This window comes from Streptomyces sp. L7 (assembly GCF_050990935.1).
Lineage (GTDB): Bacteria > Actinomycetota > Actinomycetes > Actinomycetales > Microbacteriaceae > Leifsonia.
Genome location: NZ_CP194644.1, coordinates 4,138,574 through 4,159,938 on the forward strand (window position 1 = coordinate 4,138,574; position 21,365 = coordinate 4,159,938).

Below are 21,365 nucleotides of genomic sequence, written 5' to 3' on the forward strand. Positions count from 1 at the left end.
AGGAATCCTAGAAGTGTCAGGACCAAACACCCCTGAACGTCAGAGATCTATCGATCCACAACTGTCAGAGATGTCCTGAGACCTGACACAGGCTTCCCAAGGATGCGCTGTCGTAGGGCATCGCTGCATCAGGACACCCCTCATGGAGGCCGGCCACCACATGGCGCAGGCGTGCAATCTGCAACGCTCGAAACACGAACGGCACTGGCGCTGATCAGCTCATTGAGGCTCGCGCAGTCTTTTCTGCCGTGGCCGCCGAACCCATGCGGTCGCGTCTGAGAGTGAGCATCCATGCGCGCGAAGTGGATTTGGAACCGTTTTCGTGCGTTCGGACATGATGGGGTATGACGTCTTCGGTTTTCGGCGCGGATGATGCCGATGAGTGGGCGCGTGCGCGTTCTGGGGATCCCGCCGCCTTCGGTGCGTTCTTCGAGGCGCACCGCGACCGGGTGCTCTGGCACGCTATGCGGTCGGTTGGCTCGTTTCACGACGCTGAGGACATCGCGGCCCTCGTCTTCCTCGAGGCGTGGCGCAAGAAGGACACCGTTCGTATTGTCGATGGCTCCGTGTTGCCGTGGCTTCTCGTCACCACCAACTACGTGGCGCGCAATTTCTCTCGCGCGCGCCACCGCCACCGCCGGGCGATGCAGAGTGTCCCCGCTGCCGGGCATCATGACGACTTCGCGCCGGCGGTGAACGACCGCATCGACGCGGAGCCCCAGCGCGCGGCCGTCCGGGCGGCCTTCGCGCGGTTGTCGGCGAGGGAGCAGGACGTGGTGTCGCTGTGCGTCATCCAGGGAATGACGAACGCTGACGCCGCCTCTGTGCTCGGCATCCCGGCCGGGACGGTCAAGTCCCGGCTTTCCCGCGCGAAGACCAAGCTGGCGAACCTGACAGCCGACCTCGAAGACTCGACTTCGATCTCCGGAGGTGCACGATGAACGACTCCAACGACCTGTCGCCATTCGACCGCGAACGGGTCGACGCGATCAAGAAGATGCTGATCGAGCACGTCGCTCAGCGACCGGACCCGAAACGGTCGCACCGCATCACCTTGTTCGTCTCCCTGATCGTCACCGCCGTCCTCATCTCGACTGGCGGCGCCGCGCTCGCGCTGACCGGGCGCCTCCCCTTCGTAGAGCCCCCCGCGCCTTCCGTCACAACATCCACCGCCGCAGCGCCGTCGACCCCCGCTCCGACCCCGACCCCGACATCGACGCCCACGGCGATGGTCGCGGCGAACAGCGGCCCAGTCTCCTGCGACGCGCTTGCGACTCCCGACGCCGTCGCCGCTCTTGTCGGCGGGACGGGCGCGCTGCAGCCGCTCCGGCACCTGCAGGCGGTTACCGCGGGCGCGCCGCCCTGGAGCATCCGGAACGCGAACGGCACCGTGTGCGGGTGGGGTGGCCTTGCAACACTCACGGTCTCGAACCAGAGCGCGCCTCAGGTTGTCCTGGAAGTCGTACCGGGGCTCGCCGACCAGTGGGCGGCGCTGGCGTCGGCGAACAACCCGCCCCCCGGCAGTCCGTACGACGGCGGCACATCCCTCGCAGGCTCGTGCAGCGGCGGACTGTGCTCGACGGAGGTTCTCGTCGGCGGCGCGTGGCTGCACGTCCAGGCACAGAGCGACGGGCGGTCCTCGTTCACCGATCAGTCGTTCCACGATTTCGTCCAGGGCATCGTCACGCGGTACGCCGCCCTCCCGGCGCCGACCCCCGTCGTGCCGCACGCTGTGCGCGACTGCGCGGATACGCGCGTGCTCGACGCCCTGTCCGCCGGGCTGGGAGCCGCGCAGCGCGACACCGCTGGCCAGAGCGAATTCAACCTCGTCCGGGCCCAGCTCGCCTCCGGTCAGGTGACGATGTGCCCGTTCGCGGCGAAGGGTGACCCGCATGGCTGGAACCTCTGGGTGTCCGTGCTCGACAACGTCGACCCCGCACTGTTCGCCCAATTCCGTCAAGCGAACGATCACCCCGACGGCACGGCCCTCGACGTGTCCGGCCTCCCCGGTACGGCGACCGCGATCACTGAGCCCACCGTCGACTCCACACGCACCACGGTCGACGTGCTGACCGGCGGCACCTGGATCCAGATCTCCGCCTACGGCGTCAACGACCCGAAGGCCCTGGTCGCGGCGGCGTCGAAGGTCATCGCCAGCGGGTGGGTCGGATAGCTCAGATCCCGACGACCACGGTCGCGGGACCTGACAGTGACGCCTCCAGCGACGGCGACCTTCGCGGACGCTACTCCTGCGCAGCTCCAGATTCACGCTTGGCTCACCCTCGAACCTGCCGAATACCGTCCGCCCTCCAGCGTCGTTGATGGAACCGCTGAGGTTGATCCAGGGCCAGTGTCCGGTCACATCAGGGGGCCTTGCAGGAACGAGGTGTTCCGCCGTGGGCGCGCACCTCGGTCGAAGAGATCGACGCGTGGCTGACCGGAGTGCTGAACGTACTAGATCGCCGCGGGGCTATCGTGCACCGGGTCTATTTCGCGCGCGCCGTCGACGGCGACTGGGTTCAGCATGGTCAGCGCACGAACCGTGTCGAAGACGCTCGCTCTGTGTCGGCGCCCCAGATGACCGCGACACTCGCAGAGTTGGACCACGTATCGTCTGTCGCAACGGAACTGTTCCACAGCCTGCTGCCTAAGTTGGCCCACGGAGTGTTTGAGTACTACTACGGTCCCGACGCGGGAAAGTTGATCGTCGCTTACATTGATGGCGCGTGGCCGCCCCGCCCGAATGACGACGATCGCGCCAGGTGGCACAGCGAGTTGAATCGGCAGTATCCGGGCTACTTCGAGGATTCGCCCCCGCCGGAGGAATGCCCCAATCGCGTATCCGACTGACTCACTCATCCGGCGATTGCCCAATCCGAACGGGGCTGCGGTTTCGAATAGCCAGCGCCGAGTTCAGTGTCGAGTCCACGGTCGCCCGCCACTGCGCCGACGACCGTTTTGCATCCTTTGAAGGCCGTGGTCTGAAAGGAGAGATCGTGAACATCACGAACACCGGCAGCAGACGACGCGCCGGTTTGATTGGTTCATTGGTGATCGGCACAGTCGTGGCGTCGCTGTCGATCGCCACCGCCGCCTTCGCCGCAGGAGGCTCGGCCGTGCAGCCGGTGTCCTCGGCCAGGACCCCGGCGTGGACGAACGGCGAGACTGTGACCGTGCAGTATGCGCAGAATTTCTTCTGCGATACGAGCGTGGCCTCCAGCGCGTCGAGCGCGTGCGAGGTCGGGACTGCTGCGAACCACGGCCCGGTCGCGAACGCCGACAGGTCGACGCTGTACGTTCTCGTCCCACTGTTCAGCAACCCCGTTCCCGCTCCGATGTGCGCCGTCGCGTCGTGCCCGAACCACCCGCTGAACATCGACCTGTCGCGGATCGCCGGCGCGCTGGGCGCATCCCCGGACGCCGTCGCCGACGTGGCGTTGCCCGCGCACAGCCACATCCTCGATGGTCCTGCCGGCGGCTGGTGGGACGTCAAGGTGGTCGCGGTGACCAACCAGACCGCGTGGGCGAAGCTCGCTGCGGGCAAGTCCGAAACGGTGATGAACAGCCTGATCGCCGATCCGTCGAGCGGTGTGCTCGGCCCGATCCCGACCAACCTCTACCTGTTCTTCAACGTCATCGGCCAGCGCTAGAGGGCACCATGTCCATCCACGTCGCTGAGACTCGACCCTGGAGAGTCACCGTCCCGCGAGAGGCGATCGCGCTCGCGTCCGGCGGTCTGGCGCTCGCGCTCATGGTGGCGGGCGGCGCTCTGCCGTGGCTGGTCCTGTTCCACGGGCTCACCGTCGTGCGCGGGTTCGCGCTCGACGGCGGACTCCTGGGCGGCGTCACGCTGGTCGTGGTCGCCCTGCTCGTGGTCATGGCGCGGCACGGGGGCGCGCGTGTGCTGCGGCCGGTCGCGATCCTCGGGGCAGCCCTGGTGATCGTGGACAGCCTCTACAGCGCGCTGCGGATCGCGTCGTACGCGGCGGCCCCCGGACCGGCCGGTGCCCTCACCGCGCCGGTCCCCGGCGTCGGATCCTCCGTATTCGCCCTCGCGGGTGCTGCGCTGCTGGTCACAGCGATCAGCACGCCTGCCGCTGTGGGACGGATCGGTCTCCACGTCGGCGTTCGGGCGATGCTCACCGTCTCGCTCATCGTGGCGGGAACCATCCACCTGCTCCTCACGCCGGAGCACCTCGATGGCTCGGTGCTGCTCGGAACAGGATTCCTGCTCGCCGGAATTGCCCAGCTCGCCCTGGCCGGCGGCATCCTGTTCCTGCCCGAGCGGCTGCACTGGCTCGTGCTGTACGGGACTGTTGTCGTGAACGTCGCGCTGATCGGCATCTACGCCTACGCGGTCCTAGTGGGTCTCCCGCTGCAGGCCGGACACGCCGAGGACACCGTCGGTCTGACGATCGGCAGGGGCGAACCGGTGGATGCGAAGGGCGCGATCGACCTGCTGGCCGAGATCGCTGCGGTCGTCCTGGCCGTGATCATCGTGCCCAGGACCGGCGCGGCGTCCCGAGCCCGGAAGGCCTGAGCCGCGCAACCAGAGGGAGCCCCGGGCGCCCGGACCAAATCGGTCCGGACACCGGGGCTCCCCTTACGTGCCGGCTTGATCCGGGTCAGCGTCCCAGCATGCCGCTGGTGCCGTTGAGACCCTTGAGGGCGTCGCTGACCGCACTGTTGACCGAGTCGGTCACCGACGCGCCGAGGTTGCTCAGCGACGTGCCGGTGGTGTTGCCGGAGCCGACAGGCGCCGAGACTCCCGTGCCGTTGGCGGCCGAGGTCTGGTTGCCGGACGCGACCGGGGTGGTGTTGCCGCTGGCGACCGGGGTCGAGTCGTTGCTGCCGACCGAGTTGCCGTTGGCCTGGTTGCCGCTGGCGACCGGGTCGCCGCTCGCGACCGGGCCCACAGTATTGCCGCTGGCGATGCCGCTCGCGACGGGGCCCTGCACCACAGGACCGACCATCACGGGAGCGGAGATGCTGTGAAGGATGTCCGACACGCTCAGGTAGTCGAGCGTGTGCGGCGCCACGGCAGTTGTCGTGGTGGGTGCGGTGTCGGTGTTGTTGCTCGTCTCCGCGTTCGCCGGAAGGGCGAGACCTCCCACGATCAGACCGGAGGCGACCACAGCCGCTCCGCCCAGGATCCCGACGCGCTTGGTGACGTTGTTCATTCCGAACTCCCTTGCGTTGTGCGACCGGAATGGTTCCGGCCGTCAAGAGTGGTCCGGAGGCCTCCGCGAATCGGATTGGGGCAATGTCCCCCATGCGAGGGGTTTGGTGGGTCGCCCCGTCCAAGGCAGGCTCGCGTGCTGAGAGACCGAGTCAAGGGGGCAGGATTCGGGATCGAGACCTGAAGCTGAGCGGGCGGAGCTACCCGTGCATCAGTGCTGCGCCGCCGACGATCATGCCAATGCAAGCGACGGCGATGATCCACGGAGGCACTATCGACCGCGGCTTGCCTTGCGCCTCTCGACGATGGCACGTCCTGCGAGAAGCACCGGCGGCTTCCGATTCGGCCGCCGATGGGCTTGGATCCCTGTGATTCACCGAGTGGGCCCCGTGGGGCTCGAACCCACGACCCGCGGATTAAAAGTCCGATGCTCTACCGACTGAGCTAGAGGCCCTCGTCCTCTAATCTAGCGTGGATTCCGTACCTTCCCGTGCCGGGGCAGAATGGGGGGATGCCGGATCGCTATCACAAGCCCACGCTGTTTCCCGGGGGATGTTCGAAGCGTTTCTCGGTGGGGACGATCCCGCGCACATCAGCAAAGTCGCCCACGAGACCGCACAGGCCCTCCTCGCGCGCGTCCGTGAGGATCCCGATCCGGAGATCGTGGACCGTCTGGTCGCGTACACCGACGAGCACGGCATCGATGCGATCGCCGAACTGTGGGCACGATCCAATCCGAAGAGCCTTCCGGGCGCCCTGTGGCGGATCTACCTGCTGCGGCTGCTGATCCGGCAGGACGCCGAGGGCACCGCGCTGCTGTATCAGCGGGGCACGGAGGTCATCGCCTCCATCGACCCCGTCGTCGCGGGTGCGCCAACGCCCGCCGGCCCGGGGAGGTGACCGAGCTCGCCGACCGCATCCTCCGTGGGGTCTTCGAGGGTGACTTCGCGGTCGCGCTCGATCGGGCCGCCGCGTTCTGCCGGGTGACGGCGGCGGGATGCGTCTCGGTGGCCGACGATCGGGAGGCGCTCGACCCCGAACGGGCCAGCGAGCTGACCACGCGCGCCCTGCGGTTCACCCGCACCGCCGAGGAGCTGACCACCAGCGCCCGGCTGTGGCGCACGGACTCGCTCGACTGAGCCGATGGGGACCGGTATTCCCGCCGGGCGTTCTCTCCCTGCGAACGCCACGCCGTGAAGGCCGCTGCGGCCTCCTGTATGCTTGACGAAGCCGGACCGCAGTAACCCCGGGCTCCAATACTTGCCGCTTCGAGCGGCCTCGCGCCGAGAGGCGTTCTGCGGTCCGGCTCTTTCATGCCTTTCCGCCTGTTGCGGGCGCGCTCGCCGCAGGCGTGGTCTACTGTCGAGGACGAATCGGCCGGTGACGAGCGGAGAACAACAAGGTGGACGACGCCCCGGCGGCCGAACTCGACGGCCTCCTTTTGCGCACCGCGCAGGGTGACCAGCGCGCGTTCTCGGACTTCTACGACCGCACGGCGCCCCGCGTGCTCGGCCTGATCCGGCGCCTCCTGATCGACGCGGCGCAGTCCGAGGAGGTCGCTCAGGAAGTCTTCCTGGAAGCGTGGCAATCCGCTGCGCGCTTCGATCCGAATAAAGGCAGAGCGCTCACCTGGATCCTGACGATGGCTCACAGGAGGGCGATCGACCGCATCCGCGCGTCTCAGGCCTCGCACGACCGGGACACCGCGGTGGGCATCCGCGACCTGCCGACGGCGTTCGACGTGGTGGCGGAGACCGTGGAGGTGCGGGTGGAACACGAGCGAGTGGAGGTGGCGATGGCGAAGCTGAGCGAGGCGCAGCGCCAGGCCGTCGCGCTCGCGTACTACGGCGGGCTCACCCAGAGCGAGCTCGCGGCCGAGCTCGGCATCCCCTCGGCACAGCCAAAACCCGGTTGCGGGATGCGATGATACGCCTGCGCGACGAACTGGGGGTGACTCGATGACCGACGAGAACCGCGAGACCGCGGACCACACGCGCCTCGGGGCCCGCCTCGGTGCGGACGACGACCGGGAGGCGCAGGACTTCGAGGACGTCGCCGCCCAGCTCGCCCTCGCAGCCGACCCCGTCGAGCCGCCGTCGGCGCTGAAGGCCGCGCTGTTCGCGCGGATCGCCGAGACGCCGCAGCTCGCCCCCACGCCAGACCAGGCAGCGCCCGAGCAGGCGGCGCCCGTGCAGGCAGCGCCCGAGCAGGCCGCACCGGAGGCGCCGTCGAGCACGCCGGCCCCCACCCCCGCCGAGCGCCGCGCAGCCCGCCGCTGGTTCCAGCGTCCCGGCGCCGTCCTCGCGTCCGCCGCAGCGGCTGTCGTCCTGTTCATCGCCGGCGCCTTCGCCGGCGTGAGCCTCGCCGGCAACGACTCCTACCAGCAGCAGCAGTCCGCCGCCCTGGCCGCTCTCAACGCCGCCCCGGACACGCAACGCAGCACCGCCCCGATCAGCGGCGGAGGCACGGCGACGCTCGTCTGGTCGGCCCGGCTCGGCCAGTCCGCGCTGGTCGCCACCGACCTCCCGGAGCTCGCCGGCGACAAGACCTACGAGCTCTGGTACATCCGGGGCGGAGCCGCGACCCCGGCCGGCACGATGGACTCGACCGGCCACGTCGCGACCTGGCGGGTCCTCAGCGGCACGATGACGCCCGGCGACACCATCGGTATGACCGTCGAGCCGAGCGGCGGCTCCAAACAGCCGACGACGAAACCGATCGTCGCGATCGCCTCCTGACCCGGTCCCCGAACACCGGGCGAGAACACCGGGCGAAACGCAGCGAGGCCCACGGGCAATCCCGTGGGCCTCGCTCATGCCGCTCGGCGGATCAACCGAACCGGCCGGAGACGTAGTCCTCGGTGGCCTGCTGGGTCGGGTTCGAGAAGATCATGTTGGTGTCGTTGTACTCGATGAGCTTGCCCGGCTTGCCGGTGCCCGCGATGTTGAAGAACGCGGTGCGGTCGGAGACGCGCGAGGCCTGCTGCATGTTGTGGGTCACGATCACGATCGTGTACTCGTTCTTGAGCTCCTCGATCAGGTCCTCGATCGCGAGGGTGGAGATCGGGTCGAGGGCCGAGCACGGCTCGTCCATCAGAAGCACGTCGGGGGAGACCGCGATGGCGCGCGCGATGCAGAGGCGCTGCTGCTGGCCGCCCGACAGGCCGGAGCCCGGGAGGTTGAGGCGGTCCTTGACCTCGTTCCAGAGGTTCGCGCCCTGCAGCGACCTCTCCACCAGGTCGTCGGACTCGCTCTTCGACATCCGGCGGTTGTTGAGCTTGACGCCGGCGAGCACGTTGTCGCGGATGCTCATGGTCGGGAACGGGTTGGGGCGCTGGAACACCATGCCCACCTGGCGGCGCACGAGCACCGGGTCGACGCCAGCGCCGTACAGGTTGTTGCCGTCGATCAGCACCTCGCCGTCGACGTACGCCCCGGGAATGACCTCGTGCATCCGGTTCAGCGTGCGGAGGAAGGTCGACTTGCCGCAGCCCGACGGGCCGATGAACGCGGTCACCGTCCGCGGCTCGATGGTGAGCGACACGCCCTCCACGGCGAGGAACTTGCTGTAGTACACGTTGAGGTCGTTGACTTCGATGCGCTTGGACACGTTTTTCCTTGTCTGCGTTCTTCGGGTAGAAGCTGTGGCGTCCGCGGTCAGCGGCCGTACTTGGGAGCGAAGGCCTTCGCGACGATCCGGCCGATGAGGTTCAGGAGCATGACGATGATGATCAGCGCGAGCGCACCGGTCCAGGCGCGGTCGATGGAGGCCTGCGCGTGCAGGCCGGCCGCCTGCGTGTACTGCGTGTACACGAACACCGGCAGCGTCATCATGCGGTCGTTGAAAAGGTCGTAGTTCATGCTCGTGGTGAAGCCCGCCACGATGAGCAGCGGAGCGGTCTCGCCGATGACGCGGGCGATGGCCAGCATGACACCGGTGACGAGACCTGCCAGCGACGTCGGCAGCACGACCTTCACCACGGTCAGCCACTTCGGTACGCCGAGGGCGAGGGAGGCCTCCCGCAGCTCGTTGGGGACGATCCGCAGGATCTCTTCGCTCGAGCGCACGACGACCGGGATCATCAGCACCGACAGCGCCACCGCCCCCATGAAGCCGTTGCGGATGGCCGGGCCGAAGAAGAGCGCGAACAGTGCGTACGCGAACAGGCCGGCGACGATCGAGGGGATGCCGGTCATGACGTCGACGAAGAAGGTGATGCCGCGGGCGAGGACGCCTCGGCCGTACTCCACCAGGTAGATCGAGGTCAGGAGGCCGATCGGCACCGAGATGATCGCCGCCATGAGCGTGATCTCCAGCGTGCCGACGATCGCGTGCAGCGCGCCGCCGCCCTCGCCGACGATGTTGCGCATCGACTCCGAGAAGAACGTGACGTCGAAGCGGGCCAGGCCCTGGGCGACGACGGTCCAGCCGAGGGAGATGAGCGGCAGCAGCGCGATGATGAACGCGGTCGCGACCAGCGAGGTGACCAGCCGGTCCTTGGCCTTGCGTTTGCCCTCGACCAGCAGCGATGTCGTGTAGATCGCCACATCGAACAGAACCGTTCCGAAGAACACCGCGCCCACGATGTTGAAGCCCTTGGTGGCGCCGCTGGCGGCGAGCATCGCGAAGACCGCGATGAGCACGGCCCAGGAGCCGACGAGCATCACCCAGGGAGTCCAGCGCGGAAGCTTGCCCGCGGTGTAGGAGTTGGTCAGCGGGCGGGGCGCCGCGGTCGCGGTCGTGGTGGCGGCCATCAGTTCGCTCCAGAGAAGGCCGCGCGGCGGCTGACGATGTAACGGGCGAGCATGTTGATCAGCAGGGTCACGACGAACAGCACGAGGCCGGAGGCGATGAGCGCGTTGACGCCGACGCCGGTGGCCTCCGGGAACTGCAGCGCGATGTTCGCCGCGATCGTGTTCGGGCTCTGCGCCTGCAGCACGGCGAACTTGACGATGAGGGCCGGCGAGAGCACCATCGCGATCGCCAGAGTCTCGCCGAGAGCGCGGCCGAGGCCGAGCATGATGGCGGAGATGATGCCGCTGCGGGCGAAGGGGAGGACCGCCATGCGGACCATCTCCCACTTGGTCGCGCCGAGCGCGAGCGCGGCCTCCTCGTGCAGGCGCGGGGTCTGCAGGAAGATCTCGCGGCAGATCGCCGTCATGATCGGGATGACCATCACGGCGAGCACGATGGCGGCCGTGAGGATGGTGCGGCCGGTGCCGGAGACCGGCGGCGCGAACAGCGGGAACCAGCCGAAGTACTGGCCGAGCCAGGCGTAGAAGGGCTGGACGAAGGAGGAGAGCGTCGCGATGCCCCAGAGTCCGAAGACGACCGAGGGGACGGCGGCGAGCAGGTCGATGATGTAGCCGAGCGTCTGCGCCACGCGGCGGGGCGCGTAGTGCGAGATGAAGAGAGCGATCCCGATCGACAGCGGCGTCGCGATGATGAGAGCGATGATCGCCGCCCAGATGGTGCCGAAGACCAGTGGCCAGACCCATGCCCAGAAGTTGGTGGCGTTGTTCGGAAGCTGGCCGGCGCCGGCGCTCAGGGCGGGGATGCTCTGGATGATGAGGAAAAGCGCCACGGCGGCGAGGGTGGCGAGGATCAGCGACCCGGCCACGACGGTCGAGGTGGAGAAGACGCGGTCGCCGAGGCGGACTTTCACCTTCGGCCTGATGGCTCCTGCGGTTCCGGCGGTCATTCCTTGCTTTCTCTCATCGGGTCCCCAGCGGGGTGAGTGTGATGCGCCGCTCGGCCTGGACCGGGGTGCGGTCCAGGCCGAGCGGCCGGGGTGTTACTTGATGCTGGCGACAGCCTTGCTGACCTTGGAGGACAGGTCGCTCGACAGCGGAGCCGAGCCGGCCTGGTCCGCGGCGGCCTTCTGCGCGTCGCTGGAGATGATGTAGTCGACGTAGCCCTTGACGAGGTCCGCCTTGGCGGCGTCCTTGTACTGCTGGCACGCGATCACGTACGAGACCAGGACCAGCGGCCAAGCGCCCTTGGAGGTGTCCTTGCGGTTGATCTGGATGGCGAGGTCGTTGGTGGTGCGACCCGAGGCGATCGGCGACGCGGCGACGACCTTGGCAGCACCGTCGGCGCTGATCTTGGTGTAGGTGTCGCCGACCTTGAGCTGCGCGATCGAGAGGCCGGCCGAGCCCGACTCGTCGATGTAGGTGATCGAGTTCTTCGCGTTCTTGGTGGCGTCCGCGACACCCGAGGTGCCCTTGGCGGCGTCACCGACCTGGAACGGGAAGGTCTGCGAGGCAGGAGCGGTCCACACGGTGGGAGCGTTCGCCGAAAGGTAGTCGGTGAAGTTCTGCGTGGTGCCCGAGTCGTCCGAGCGGTGCACGACGGTGATCGGGGCCGACGGGAGGGTTGCGCCCGAGTTCTGAGCCTTGATCTTCGCGTCGTCCCAGGTGGTGATCTTGCCCGAGAAGATGCCGGCGATCGTGTCGGCGTCGAGCTTGAGGTCCTTCACGCCGTCGACGTTGTACGCGATGGCGATCGGGGAGATGTAGACCGGCAGGTCGATGCCCTTGGCGCTCGGGGCGCAGCCCGCGAACGTGCCGGCGAGCTCCTCGGTCTTGAGTGCCGCGTCGGAGCCGGCGAAGTCCGCCGCGCCCGAGATGAAGCTCTTGCGGCCGGCGCCGGAGCCCTGCGGGTCGTAGTTGACGGTGACCTTCGGGTTGGCCTGCTGGAAGCCGGCGGCCCAGACGGTCTGCGCCGCGCCCTGGGCGGACGAGCCGATGCCGTTCAGCGTGCCGGAGAGGTTCGACGGCTTGGCCGTGGTGGTCGCCGGGGTGCTGCCCTCGTTCGACGCACAGGCGGTGAGGGAGATGGCGGCGGCGGCGAGAAGTGCCACGGGAACGCCAAGACGCTTCAGTTTCACAGTTGTCCCTTCCGGGGATCAGTAACAACAGGACGGGGTCGGTGCGACCCGCGTGTGACGCTATTCCCGGTGTCTGACCAGAGTCCCCCGCAGTGGTAAACGGAAGGTTAACGACCGGTGGCCTCTTGACGCGCGCGCATGAGCTTGGTGGGCGGGTGGGCGCGGTCAGTCCTGGACGGTGACCGGCGTTCCGAGCGGCAGTCGGTCGACGGCGCCGATCGCGTCGGCGCCCAAACGGATGCATCCGTGCGAGACGGCTCCGGATGCGACGTCCTGGAAGTGGATGCCGATGAGGCCGCCGTCCGCGCCGCCGTACGGCTCGTCCGCGGCGGTCGCGTGCAGCGAGGTGAGCTGGATGCGGTGGACCGCCTGGCCCTGCGCGGGATCGAGGTAGCGCGCCTGCAGGTAACCGGTCGTGCCGGTCGGCGTCGGGGTCTCGGCGGTCCCCACGCCGACGGGGAAGGTCTGCTCCGTCGTGCCGTCCGCGTCTGTGATCGAGAGCGTCTGCGCGGAGACCGAGACGACGACGCGGTGCGGGAGCGCGCCGGCCGTCTTCAGCACGGAGGTGGGGAGCCACGCCGCCGTCTGGGCCGGTGCCACGGCGCCGTCCACGGCCTGCGAGGGAAGGAGCCGACGGCTGGCCGTCAGCACCATCGACCAGGCGCCCTTCGTCGCGACGGGGACGACGACGGTGGGCTTGCCGAGGAAGTCCGTGGCGGGGATACGTGCGACGGCGGTGGTGAAGTCTGCTCCGTAGACCGGGGTGTCGAACGCGACGGTGGACGCCGCGGTGAACCGGGGATCGGCCGGCGCGGCGAGGAGACCGGGGATGACGGCGTCGTACTCCGCGGAAGGGAGCGCCGCGATCGCGGACGGTGTCATCCCGGGCGGAAGCGCAGGGCCTGCGGCCGCGGGTGCCTGCGAGGGGGCCGGGGTGGTGGTCGCCGTCGGCGCGCCGGGAGCGCACGCCGACAGGGTGACGAGGGCGAGGAGGGCGGCGGCGGCCGCGAGGGGAAGGCGATTCATCAGCTGCTCCGACGAGAAGCGGGGCGGACGCTGAACGCGCCCACCCCGCCGTACAGTCGTTCCGGCTCTCAGCCGCTCACGACGGGCAGCTTGCCCGGGGTGCGGGGAGCGGCGTCGGGAATCGGCGCCGGGGCAAGCGGGCCCGGCTGCACGATGGTGTCACCGGTGACGGTGATCGTGATGGACTGGGCCACGCCCGACGTCTCGCCGGTGAAGGTGAACTCGATCTGGCCGGCCTCGGCTGTGCCCTGCGCGAGGTACACCCCCGCGGAGACGGTTCCGCTGCGGTCGGCGACGAAGGTCATGGTGGGGAGCGCGTCGCCGTTTTAGACGGCCGACAACGTGACCGTCTCGCCGGGGGTGTATCCCGACGCCGTGATCTCCACACCGACATTCTCGTCGGTGAGGTCCTCCGTCGAGATGGTCGTCGTGTTGGCGGAGATACCCTGCGGCGCGCGCACGTCGAGGGCGATCGTGTTGGAGGTGTCGCCGTCGGCGGAGGTCGCCTGCACGACGACGTCCTCGTCGACCGCTGGCAGCGGGAGGCTGGCGGACGGCGTGAACACCTCGTTCGCGAAGGCGCCCGTGGCGTCCGCCGTGACGTCCTGCTGACCGAGGACGGTGCCGCCGTCGGTGTAGCTCACGGTGATGGTGACGGTGGTGTCGGCCGTGAAGCCGGAACCCGAGACGTCGAGACCCGAGCCCCAGTCGCCGGCGGTGAAGGTCGAGTTCGCGAGTGTGAGTTCGCCGGTGGCGGCGTTCGCCGGCGCGGCGATGAAGAGTCCGCCGATGACGGCGGCCGCGGCTGCGGCGCCGAGCGTCAGGCGCGTGCGAGTGGTAGAGAGCATGCTTCCCCTTGGTTGGTGCGGCCGTCCCGAGTGGGACGGCCGTGCCAATCTAGCGTCATACTCTGAAGAATCTCAAATAAACATCAGTATTTCACGCCTGGCTCATTCTGCGGGGGCGTACGTCTCGATCGAGACGATGCCCGACGAGGGGTTGGTCGCCGAGAGGTGGACGACCGAGAAGCCGCCGGTGTCGAGGTCGGCCGCATCGGTGAGGTAACCGCCCGGCATCGTGCCGGTGGCCAGCGCGATCTCGCGCAGGATCTCCGGCAGCACCGGCCCGTGGCTGCAGAGCACCGCGGTCTTGCGCGAGCGCACCCGCTTGCCGATGATCGTGCGGACTTCCCCGTCGCCGTCCTCGTAGGCGTCCTGGCTGAGGCCGGGCTCGCGGCGCGGCTTGATCCCGGTCGAGGCGGCGAGCGGTGCGACGGTGGCCACGCAACGCACCGCGTCGCTCGTGAGGATGCGCTTGGGGCTCCAGGCGAGCACGGTCGGCACGTCGCCGGCGGCCTGGCGGACGCCGCGGTCGGTGAGCGGGCGCGAGGCGTCGGGGCCCGACCAGTCGCCGCGCGGCACCGCCTTGCCGTGGCGCAGCGCGATGAGCGCGAACGTGGAGGTGACGCCCTGGCGCACCAGCGCTTCGAACGCCTCCACGATCTCCACGTCGCGCTCGTAGGTGAGGTAGCTGCGCGCCTTCTTCAGCGTGACCCACTCGATCGCCGCGATCTCGGTGTTGGGCACGAAGGTCGAGCGCTCGATCGCCTGGTCGACCACTTCCGCCGCCCAGTAGTGGACGATCTTCTCGCGCCCTGAGCTGAGCGGGTAGGCCGAGGTGCCGAGCGGCACGCCGAGCGTGATGGCGAGCCCGGTCTCCTCGAGGATCTCGCGCACCGCCGTCTGCGGGAGCGTCTCCCCGGGTCGACCTTGCCCTTCGGGATCGTCACATCGCCGTACTTGGTGCGGTGCACGACGAGCACGACGATCTTGTCGTCCACGACGCGCCAGCAGAGGGCGCCCGCGGCGTAGACGGCGAGGCTCACCGCCTGGTTCCCGTGCGGGCCGAGCGCGGACGGTGGGCGGCCTGCTGCATCAGCTTGGTCTGGAGGTCGGTGAGCGGTGCGCCGTTCTCGTCCAGGTGGTGCCGGGTCCAGACGCCGTCCTCCGCGAGCGTCCAGGCCGCGGTGCGCTCGTCGAACGCGAGGTCGAACAGGCGGCCGAGCTCGGCGAGATGCTCGGGGTCGGTCAAGCGCACCAGCGCTTCCACGCGGCGGTCGAGGTTGCGGTGCATCATGTCGGCACTGCCGATGTAGACGTGCGGTTCGCCGTCGTTCACGAACGAGAACACGCGCGAGTGCTCGAGATACCGGCCCAGCACGGAGCGGACCCGGATGTTCTCCGAGAGCCCCTCGCGCCCGGGCACGACGCCGCAGATGCCGCGCACCCACAGCTCCACCGGCACGCCGGCCTGGCTGGCGCGGTAGAGGGCGTCGATGATCGCCTCGTCGACGATGGAGTTGAGCTTGATGCGGATGCCGGACGGCCGGCCGGCCGCCGCGTTCGCCGCCTCGGTGTCGATGCGCTTCAGCAGCCCTTTGCGCAGGTGCAGCGGCGCGACCAGGAGACGCTTGAACTTCTTCTCGATCGCGTAGCCGGACAGCTCGTTGAAGAGCCGGGTGAGGTCTTTGCCGACCTGATCGTCCGCCGTCAGCAGGCCGAGGTCCTCGTAGATCCGGGAGGTCTTGGGATTGTAGTTGCCCGTGCCGATGTGGCTGTAGTGCTTGAGGACGCCCTTCTCCTCGCGGATGACCAGCGCGAGCTTGCAGTGCGTCTTGAGCCCGACCAGTCCGTAGACGACGTGCACGCCGGCCTTCTCGAGCTTGCGCGCCCAGGAGATGTTGTTCTGCTCGTCGAACCGCGCCTTGATCTCGACCAGGGCCAGCACCTGCTTGCCCGCCTCCGCCGCGTCGATGAGGGCCTCGACGATCGGACTGTCGCCCGAGGTGCGGTACAGCGTCTGCTTGATGGCGAGGACGTGCGGGTCCGCGGCCGCCTGCTCCAGGAACGCCTGCACGCTCGTCGCGAACGACTCGTACGGGTGGTGCAGCAGGATGTCCTGACGCGCGACGGCGGCGAAGACGTCGGGCTTGGCGTTCGGCTCGCTCGGCATGAGCTGCGGAGCCGTGGTCGGCACGTGGTTGGGGTAGTGGAGGTCCGGCCGGTCGATGCGTGCCAGGTCGAACAGTCCGCCGAGGTCGAGCGGGGCGGGGAGGCGGTAGACCTCCTGCGCGGTGACGTCGAGCTCGCGCACCAACAGGCCGAGCGTCACGTCGTCCATGTCCTCGGTGACCTCGAGCCGGATCGGCGGCCCGAACCGGCGGCGCAGCAGCTCGCGCTCCAGTGCCTGAATGAGGTTCTCGGTCTCGTCCTCGTCGATCTCGACGTCCTCGTTGCGGGTGACGCGGAAGACGTGGTGGTCGAGGATCTCCATGCCGGGGAAGAGGTCGCCGAGGTGGTTGGCGATCAGATCCTCCAGGCGCAGGAAGCGCACCTGGCCGAGGCCCTCGCGCTGGTCGATGCGCACGAAGCGCGGCAGCATCTGCGGCACCTTGAGGCGAGCGAACTGCTCCTTGCCGGTGCGCGAGTTGCGCACCCGCACCGAAAGGTTCAGCGACAGGCCCGAGATATAGGGGAACGGGTGCGCCGGGTCGACCGCCAGCGGCATGAGCACGGGGAAGATCTGCTGCGAGAACACCTCGCGCATCTGCGCCCTGTCGGCCTCGTCCAGCTCGTCCCACGACGAAACGGTGATGCCGGCCTCCTCCAGGGCCGGGAGCACGAACGCGCGGTACGCCTTGGCGTGCCGCACCTGCAGCTCGTGCGCCTTCTCGGAGATGTCGGCCAGGACGTCCTGCGGCGCGCGGCCGATGTTGGTCGGGACCGCGAGACCGGTGGCGATGCGCCGCTTGAGCCCGGCGACCCGGACCATGAAGAACTCGTCGAGGTTGCTCGCGAAGATCGCGAGGAAGTTGGCCCGTTCCAGCACCGGCAGCAGCGGGTCCTCCGCGAGCTCGAGCACCCGCTGGTTGAACGCCAGCCAGCTCAGCTCGCGGTCGAGGTAGCGGCCGTCCGGCAGCGTCGGGTCCGGCTCATAGATGAAAGGGGCGAAGTCGTCGTCGAAGTCGCTGCCCAGGCTGCCGCTCAGCCCGTTGTCGAGTAGGCCGTTGTCCAGTGCCGTGCGCTCGCCGTCCATGCCCCCATCATGGCACCGCCCGCCCAGGTGGAGGCACGAGCTTCGGTTAACTGTGGAGAAACGACATCGCTGTCCGATTGTGGAGGACAGCCCACGCGCGGAGAGGAGTCAGGGCCGGACCGACGACGGCAGACGGTCGTTCTCGTCCTCGTACACATTGAAGCGGTAACCGACGTTCCGAACCGTCCCGATGAGCGACTCCAGGTCGCCGAGCTTGGCGCGCAGCCTTCGCACGTGGACGTCCACCGTGCGGGTGCCGCCGAAGTAGTCGTAGCCCCACACCTCGCTCAGCAGTTGCTCGCGGGTGAACACGCGCGACGGGTGCGTGGCGAAGAACCGCAGCAGCTCGAACTCCTTGAAGGTGAGGTCGAGCGCCTTCCCGTGCGCTTTGGCCGAGTAGCTCGCCTCGTCGATCGTGATGCCGGAGGCCTGGATCTTGGTCTGCGAGTGCTCCTGCGTCTGCCGGCCGATCGCCAGCCGGATGCGCGCGTCCACTTCCGCCGGGCCGGCGCTGTCGAGCACGACGTCGTTGACACCCCAGTCGGCGCTCACCGCGGTGAGGCCGCCCTCCGTGAGCACCAGCAGCAGCGGGACGGTGATGCCGGTAGTGGTGAGGATCTTGCACAGCGACTTCGCGCTCGCCAGGTCGCGCCGTGCGTCGACGAAGATGAGATCGCAGGCGGGGGCGTTGACCAGGGCGGCAGGCTCGGCGGGGATCTGCCGGACGCGGTGGCTGAGGAGACCGAGAGCCGGAAGCACCTCCGCGTCGGGGGCGGACGTGAGGATCAACAGCTGCGCCACCCAGTATCCTCCTCGCCCGTCTTCGTGCCGCAATGCTACCGGAAACGCTTACGGCGGCAGATCGCGGACGTCACGGAGGGGAGGTGTCACGGAGGGGAGGCGTCACGGAGGGGAGGCGGCCTCGCCCCGCGCACGGCACAATAGGAGGATGAGCGAGACGCCGTCCGATCCGGGCCTTCTCGGTCCTGCCGCCGCGGCGGGGCCGCCTCCCGAGCCGATGCCGCGCTCGATGGTCGCGCTGAGCGTCGGCGGGGTGTGGGCACTCGCCCTCGTGCTCGGCGTGCTCATCGCCTTCCTCTCCCACCCGATCCAGTACGCGTCCTGGCTGTCGCTCGCGCTGGGCGTCTCCGTGCTCGCGTCCTTCGGAGCCCAGCTCGCCACCCAGCGGAAGGACGGGTTCGTCAACCGGCTGGCGACCACGCTGACCGGGAGTTTCGTCATCCTCGGCGTCATCGGAGGCATCCTCGGCCTCGTCACGCTCGGGCACTGATTAGACTGGCCGTATGCTCGTCGCTCTCGAACTCTTCTTCATCGGCCTGCTGGGTCTGGCCACCCTCGCGATCCTCGGTGTGTCCGGCGTCGTGGTCTACAACCTCTTCCGCGGCCAGCGCTAGGCATGATCGAGCTCCCCACCGATCTTCCGGCCGAACTCGTCCCGCTCTCCTGGCTGATCGGGGTCTGGGAGGGGACCGGTGTGGTCGACTACGCCCTCGGCGAGGAGCACACACAGCTCGAGTTCGGCCAGCGGGTGAGCTTCAGCCACGACGGCGAGGCCTACCTCAACTACTCTGCGACCTCGTGGGTGCTCGACGACGACCGCACCCCGCTCGCAGCGGAGACCGGCTACTGGCGCCTCAGCCGCACCCTGATCGAGGGTGATCCGGGCCCGGCGATGCTGCCCGGTCAGGGCGTCCGGCCGTTCGGCACCGCTCAGGCCGTCGAGACTCTGCGCGCCTCCAGCGGCGGCTTCGACATCGACGTGGCGATCATCCACCCCGATGGGGTCAGCGAGCTCTACATCGGCCAGGTGAACGGCCCGCGCATCGACCTGGCGACGGACGCCGTCGTGCGCACGGCCGGCGCCAAGGAGTACAGCGCAGCGACCCGCCTCTACGGACTGGTCGAGGGCCACCTCCTGTGGGCCTGGGACATCGCGGCCCTCGGTCAGGAGCTGCGCACGCACGCCTCCGCCCGGCTCGCCAAGGTCGACTGACGTGGACGCGTCGCCCTTCCTCTCCCTTCCGGGCGCGGTCGACATCGCGGATGCCGGGGTCCCGTCGCACTACGGCAAGCCGCTCGCGGAGCAACGCGCCCTCCTCGAGGGCGGCGCGATCGTCGACCTGTCCGACCGTGCGGTGCTCTCGATCACGGGCCCGGACCGGCTGAGCTGGCTCAACTCGCTGACGAGCCAGTCGCTGCTCGCGCTGCAGCCGGGCGAGTCCTCCGAGACCCTCCTGCTCGACGTCACCGGTCGTGTGGAGCATGCGGTGCGCCTCGTCGAAGACGGCTCGACGCTGTGGCTGCTGGTCGACCGGCCGGAGGCCGCCGGCCTGCTCGCCTGGCTCGACTCGATGCGCTTCATGCTGCGCGTCGAGCTGGCGGACCACACCGAGGCGCTCGCGACGATCGGGACGCTCGGCGAGCCTCCGCTGCCGATCGCCGCGCCGAACGGCGTTCCGCTGATCTGGCACGACCCGTGGCACGCCGTGACGCCCGGCGGCCACCAGTACGCGCGCGGCGAGCACCCCGGCGCGAGCTGGAGCTGGAGCGAGCGCGTCGTGCCGCGGGACGCGCTCCCGTCGATCGTCGTCCGCGTGGAGGCCGGGGAGCTCGCCGTCGCCGGGACGCTCGCTGCCGACGCACTGCGGATCGCCGCGTGGCGCCCCCGGTTCGCCACCGAGGTGGACGAGCGGACCATCCCGCACGAGCTCGACTGGCTGCGCACGGCGGTTCACCTCACCAAGGGCTGCTACCGCGGTCAAGAGACGGTCGCGAAGGTGCACAACCTCGGGCACCCGCCGCGCCGCCTGGTGATGCTCCACCTTGACGGGTCTGAGGGAGTCCATCCGTCCCGCGGCGCCGAGGTCACGCTCGACGGGCGAGTGGTGGGCACCGTCACCTCGTCGGCGCTGCACTACGAGCTCGGTCCGATCGCTCTCGCGATCGTGAAGCGGGGCACCGACGCCACGGCCACGCTGACCGTGGACGCCGACGGCACGCCGGTCGCGGCCGCCCAGGAGATCGTCGTGCCGCCGGAGGCCGGAGCAGAAGCGCACGTTCCCCACCTCCCGCGCCTGGGCGCCGTCACCCGCACTCCCCGAGGCTGAAGCCAACGGAGGACATCCTCCCCCGCCCACCCCAAATCGCGGCCACCGGAGGACATCCGCCCTCCGATGGCCGCGATCTCCTCCGCGCGCGACACCGGGGCCGCCCCACCCGCCGCCACCGGAGGAAACCAGCGGGCGAGCGGCTGCGATCTCCTCCGTTGACTGACATCCGAGGCTGCGGCGACGCAGATGTCCTCCGTTGCCTACGCCGGGGCGACGGCCTCCCACGCCACGGTGAGCTCGCCGAGCCGCCAGCGCGACCGGCCGCCGACGATCGGCCAGCCGGCGTCGCGCATCCCCTGCGCCGCCGCCATCCAGCGCTGCTTCGGCCCGTACGCGGCGAGCGGCGAATGGACGCGCCAGAGCCGGTCGAGGTCCGCGAGGTAGGCGTGCACGCGCTCGCCGGGGATGTTCCGGTGGATGAGCGCCTTCGGCAGCCGCTCGGCCACGACGCTCGGCGCGTCGAGCCCGCGCAGCCGCAGCGAGACGGAGAACGTCTGCGGCCCCGTCCGGTCGAGCGTGACCCAACTGGCGATCCGTCCGATCTCGTCGCAGGTGCCCTCGACGAGCGCGCCGCCGAGCTGCAGCCGGCCGAGCATCCGCTCCCAGGCGGCCGCGACCTCCGACTCGTCGTACTGGCGCAGCACGTTGAACGCCCGGATCACGGCGGCGTGCCGCCCCGCCGGCAGCGGCACCTCGAACCCGCCGACCGCGAAGCCCACCCGTGCCCGCGGATCGAAGCCGGTGCCGCCCGCGCGCACCGACTCGAGCTGGGCCACGGCGGTCGCGACTCGGCCGGGGTCGATCTCCAGCCCGAGCACCTCGACGTCCGGGCGCGTCTTCGCCAGGCGGTGCTGCAGCTCGAAAGCGGTCACGCCGCTCGCGCCGTAGCCGAGGTCGACCACCAGCGGGTCGCCCGTGCGGCGCAGTTCGGGCAGGGCGGCGATCCAGCGGTCCACCCGGCGCAGCCGGTTCGTGTTCGTGGTGCCCCGCGTCACCGTTCCGACCGCGCCGGGAGCGCGGTAGGAGGGAGAAGGCATGTGACAAG

Annotated in this window: 23 protein-coding genes, 1 tRNA gene and 1 pseudogene; 12 read left to right on the plus strand and 13 right to left on the minus strand. The window is 69.4% G+C overall.

All coding sequences use genetic code 11. The annotated features are described in order from the left end of the window. Positions 1-344 precede the first annotated feature (344 nt). The 5 genes from ACR5MH_RS20965 to ACR5MH_RS20985 all read left to right on the plus strand — a co-directional run bounded on the left by ACR5MH_RS20965 (position 345) and on the right by ACR5MH_RS20985 (position 4,540). Positions 345-941 (plus strand): RNA polymerase sigma factor, encoded by a 597-nt coding sequence (locus ACR5MH_RS20965; RefSeq protein ID WP_431348945.1) that lies wholly within the window; start codon positions 345-347, stop codon positions 939-941. Further along, positions 938-2,173, plus strand: a complete 1,236-nt coding sequence (locus ACR5MH_RS20970) for a hypothetical protein (RefSeq protein WP_433862118.1) — start codon at positions 938-940, stop codon at positions 2,171-2,173. The genes ACR5MH_RS20965 and ACR5MH_RS20970 overlap by 4 nt, the downstream gene beginning before the upstream one ends. 200 nt (positions 2,174-2,373) lie before the next feature. After that, entirely contained in the window at positions 2,374-2,850 is a 477-nt protein-coding gene (locus ACR5MH_RS20975; RefSeq protein WP_431348947.1) for a hypothetical protein, read from the plus strand. A gap of 146 nt (positions 2,851-2,996) precedes the next feature. Then, positions 2,997-3,650, plus strand: a complete 654-nt coding sequence (locus tag ACR5MH_RS20980; protein WP_431348948.1) for a hypothetical protein — start codon at positions 2,997-2,999, stop codon at positions 3,648-3,650. Between the two features lie 8 nt (positions 3,651-3,658). After that, positions 3,659-4,540, plus strand: coding sequence for a hypothetical protein (locus tag ACR5MH_RS20985; RefSeq protein WP_431348949.1), 882 nt, complete (start codon positions 3,659-3,661; stop codon positions 4,538-4,540). 85 nt (positions 4,541-4,625) lie between these two features. Here the strand turns inward: ACR5MH_RS20985 and ACR5MH_RS20990 are convergent, their stop codons facing one another. Next, on the minus strand, positions 4,626-5,180 hold the full coding sequence (locus tag ACR5MH_RS20990) for a hypothetical protein (protein WP_431348950.1): 555 nt from the start codon (positions 5,178-5,180) through the stop codon (positions 4,626-4,628). A gap of 380 nt (positions 5,181-5,560) precedes the next feature. Beyond that, positions 5,561-5,633 (minus strand) — tRNA-Lys (locus ACR5MH_RS20995). Between the two features lie 98 nt (positions 5,634-5,731). On the opposite strand from ACR5MH_RS20995, the gene ACR5MH_RS21000 reads away from it, so the two are divergent. From ACR5MH_RS21000 to ACR5MH_RS21015, 4 genes and pseudogenes are all read left to right on the plus strand, one after another. Further along, positions 5,732-6,079 (plus strand): hypothetical protein, encoded by a 348-nt coding sequence (locus ACR5MH_RS21000; RefSeq protein ID WP_433862119.1) that lies wholly within the window; start codon positions 5,732-5,734, stop codon positions 6,077-6,079. Beyond that, a complete protein-coding gene (locus tag ACR5MH_RS21005) occupies positions 6,076-6,318 on the plus strand; it encodes a hypothetical protein (RefSeq protein WP_433862120.1) in 243 nt (80 codons plus the stop codon). Before ACR5MH_RS21000 ends, ACR5MH_RS21005 begins: the two co-directional genes overlap by 4 nt. A 263-nt stretch (positions 6,319-6,581) precedes the next feature. Next, positions 6,582-7,141: pseudogene (gene sigK / locus ACR5MH_RS21010) on the plus strand (ECF RNA polymerase sigma factor SigK). After that, positions 7,138-7,917: an anti-sigma factor domain-containing protein gene (locus ACR5MH_RS21015; RefSeq protein ID WP_431348952.1), complete on the plus strand. Its 780-nt coding sequence runs from the start codon at positions 7,138-7,140 to the stop codon at positions 7,915-7,917. The pseudogene sigK and the gene ACR5MH_RS21015 overlap by 4 nt, the downstream one beginning before the upstream one ends. Positions 7,918-8,008: 91 nt before the next feature. On the opposite strand, the gene pstB is transcribed toward ACR5MH_RS21015, so the two are convergent. The 10 genes from pstB to ACR5MH_RS21065 form a co-directional block, all read right to left on the minus strand. Next, entirely contained in the window at positions 8,009-8,788 is a 780-nt protein-coding gene (gene pstB / locus ACR5MH_RS21020) for a phosphate ABC transporter ATP-binding protein PstB (protein WP_431348953.1), read from the minus strand. Positions 8,789-8,835: 47 nt separating this feature from the next. Further along, positions 8,836-9,933, minus strand: a complete 1,098-nt coding sequence (pstA, locus tag ACR5MH_RS21025; RefSeq protein ID WP_431348954.1) for a phosphate ABC transporter permease PstA — start codon at positions 9,931-9,933, stop codon at positions 8,836-8,838. Next, on the minus strand, positions 9,933-10,880 hold the full coding sequence (gene pstC, locus ACR5MH_RS21030) for a phosphate ABC transporter permease subunit PstC (RefSeq protein WP_431348955.1): 948 nt from the start codon (positions 10,878-10,880) through the stop codon (positions 9,933-9,935). The genes pstA and pstC overlap by 1 nt, the downstream gene beginning before the upstream one ends. Positions 10,881-10,973: 93 nt before the next feature. Then, entirely contained in the window at positions 10,974-12,041 is a 1,068-nt protein-coding gene (gene pstS / locus ACR5MH_RS21035) for a phosphate ABC transporter substrate-binding protein PstS (RefSeq protein WP_433862121.1), read from the minus strand. Between the two features lie 192 nt (positions 12,042-12,233). After that, positions 12,234-13,094, minus strand: coding sequence for a L,D-transpeptidase (locus tag ACR5MH_RS21040; protein WP_431348957.1), 861 nt, complete (start codon positions 13,092-13,094; stop codon positions 12,234-12,236). A 68-nt stretch (positions 13,095-13,162) separates the two neighbouring features. Continuing rightward, the gene (locus ACR5MH_RS21045) at positions 13,163-13,399 is read right to left on the minus strand and encodes a hypothetical protein (protein WP_431348958.1); all 237 of its coding nucleotides are present in this window, start codon (positions 13,397-13,399) and stop codon (positions 13,163-13,165) included. Positions 13,400-13,420: 21 nt separating this feature from the next. Continuing rightward, positions 13,421-13,942: a hypothetical protein gene (locus tag ACR5MH_RS21050; protein WP_431348959.1), complete on the minus strand. Its 522-nt coding sequence runs from the start codon at positions 13,940-13,942 to the stop codon at positions 13,421-13,423. A 102-nt stretch (positions 13,943-14,044) separates the two neighbouring features. Beyond that, the gene (locus tag ACR5MH_RS21055; RefSeq protein ID WP_433862684.1) at positions 14,045-14,947 is read right to left on the minus strand and encodes an NUDIX hydrolase; all 903 of its coding nucleotides are present in this window, start codon (positions 14,945-14,947) and stop codon (positions 14,045-14,047) included. Positions 14,948-14,975: 28 nt separating this feature from the next. Then, positions 14,976-17,189 carry an RNA degradosome polyphosphate kinase gene (locus tag ACR5MH_RS21060; RefSeq protein WP_431348961.1) on the minus strand — a complete coding sequence of 738 codons (2,214 nt, stop codon included), beginning with the start codon at positions 17,187-17,189 and terminating at the stop codon, positions 14,976-14,978. Between the two features lie 108 nt (positions 17,190-17,297). Continuing rightward, on the minus strand, positions 17,298-17,990 hold the full coding sequence (locus ACR5MH_RS21065; protein WP_431348962.1) for a response regulator transcription factor: 693 nt from the start codon (positions 17,988-17,990) through the stop codon (positions 17,298-17,300). 148 nt (positions 17,991-18,138) lie between these two features. Between ACR5MH_RS21065 and ACR5MH_RS21070 the strand changes: the two genes are divergently transcribed. The 3 genes from ACR5MH_RS21070 to ACR5MH_RS21080 all read left to right on the plus strand — a co-directional run bounded on the left by ACR5MH_RS21070 (position 18,139) and on the right by ACR5MH_RS21080 (position 20,317). Next, on the plus strand, positions 18,139-18,480 hold the full coding sequence (locus ACR5MH_RS21070; RefSeq protein WP_431348963.1) for a hypothetical protein: 342 nt from the start codon (positions 18,139-18,141) through the stop codon (positions 18,478-18,480). A 126-nt stretch (positions 18,481-18,606) separates the two neighbouring features. Further along, complete coding sequence (locus ACR5MH_RS21075; protein ID WP_431348964.1) at positions 18,607-19,203, plus strand: FABP family protein; 597 nt, start codon at positions 18,607-18,609, stop codon at positions 19,201-19,203. A 1-nt stretch (position 19,204) separates the two neighbouring features. After that, entirely contained in the window at positions 19,205-20,317 is a 1,113-nt protein-coding gene (locus tag ACR5MH_RS21080) for a YgfZ/GcvT domain-containing protein (RefSeq protein ID WP_431348965.1), read from the plus strand. Positions 20,318-20,520: 203 nt separating this feature from the next. Here ACR5MH_RS21080 and ACR5MH_RS21085 read toward each other — a convergent pair whose 3' ends face one another. Continuing rightward, the gene (locus ACR5MH_RS21085) at positions 20,521-21,357 is read right to left on the minus strand and encodes a class I SAM-dependent methyltransferase (protein WP_431348966.1); all 837 of its coding nucleotides are present in this window, start codon (positions 21,355-21,357) and stop codon (positions 20,521-20,523) included. Between the last annotated feature and the right edge of the window lie 8 nt (positions 21,358-21,365).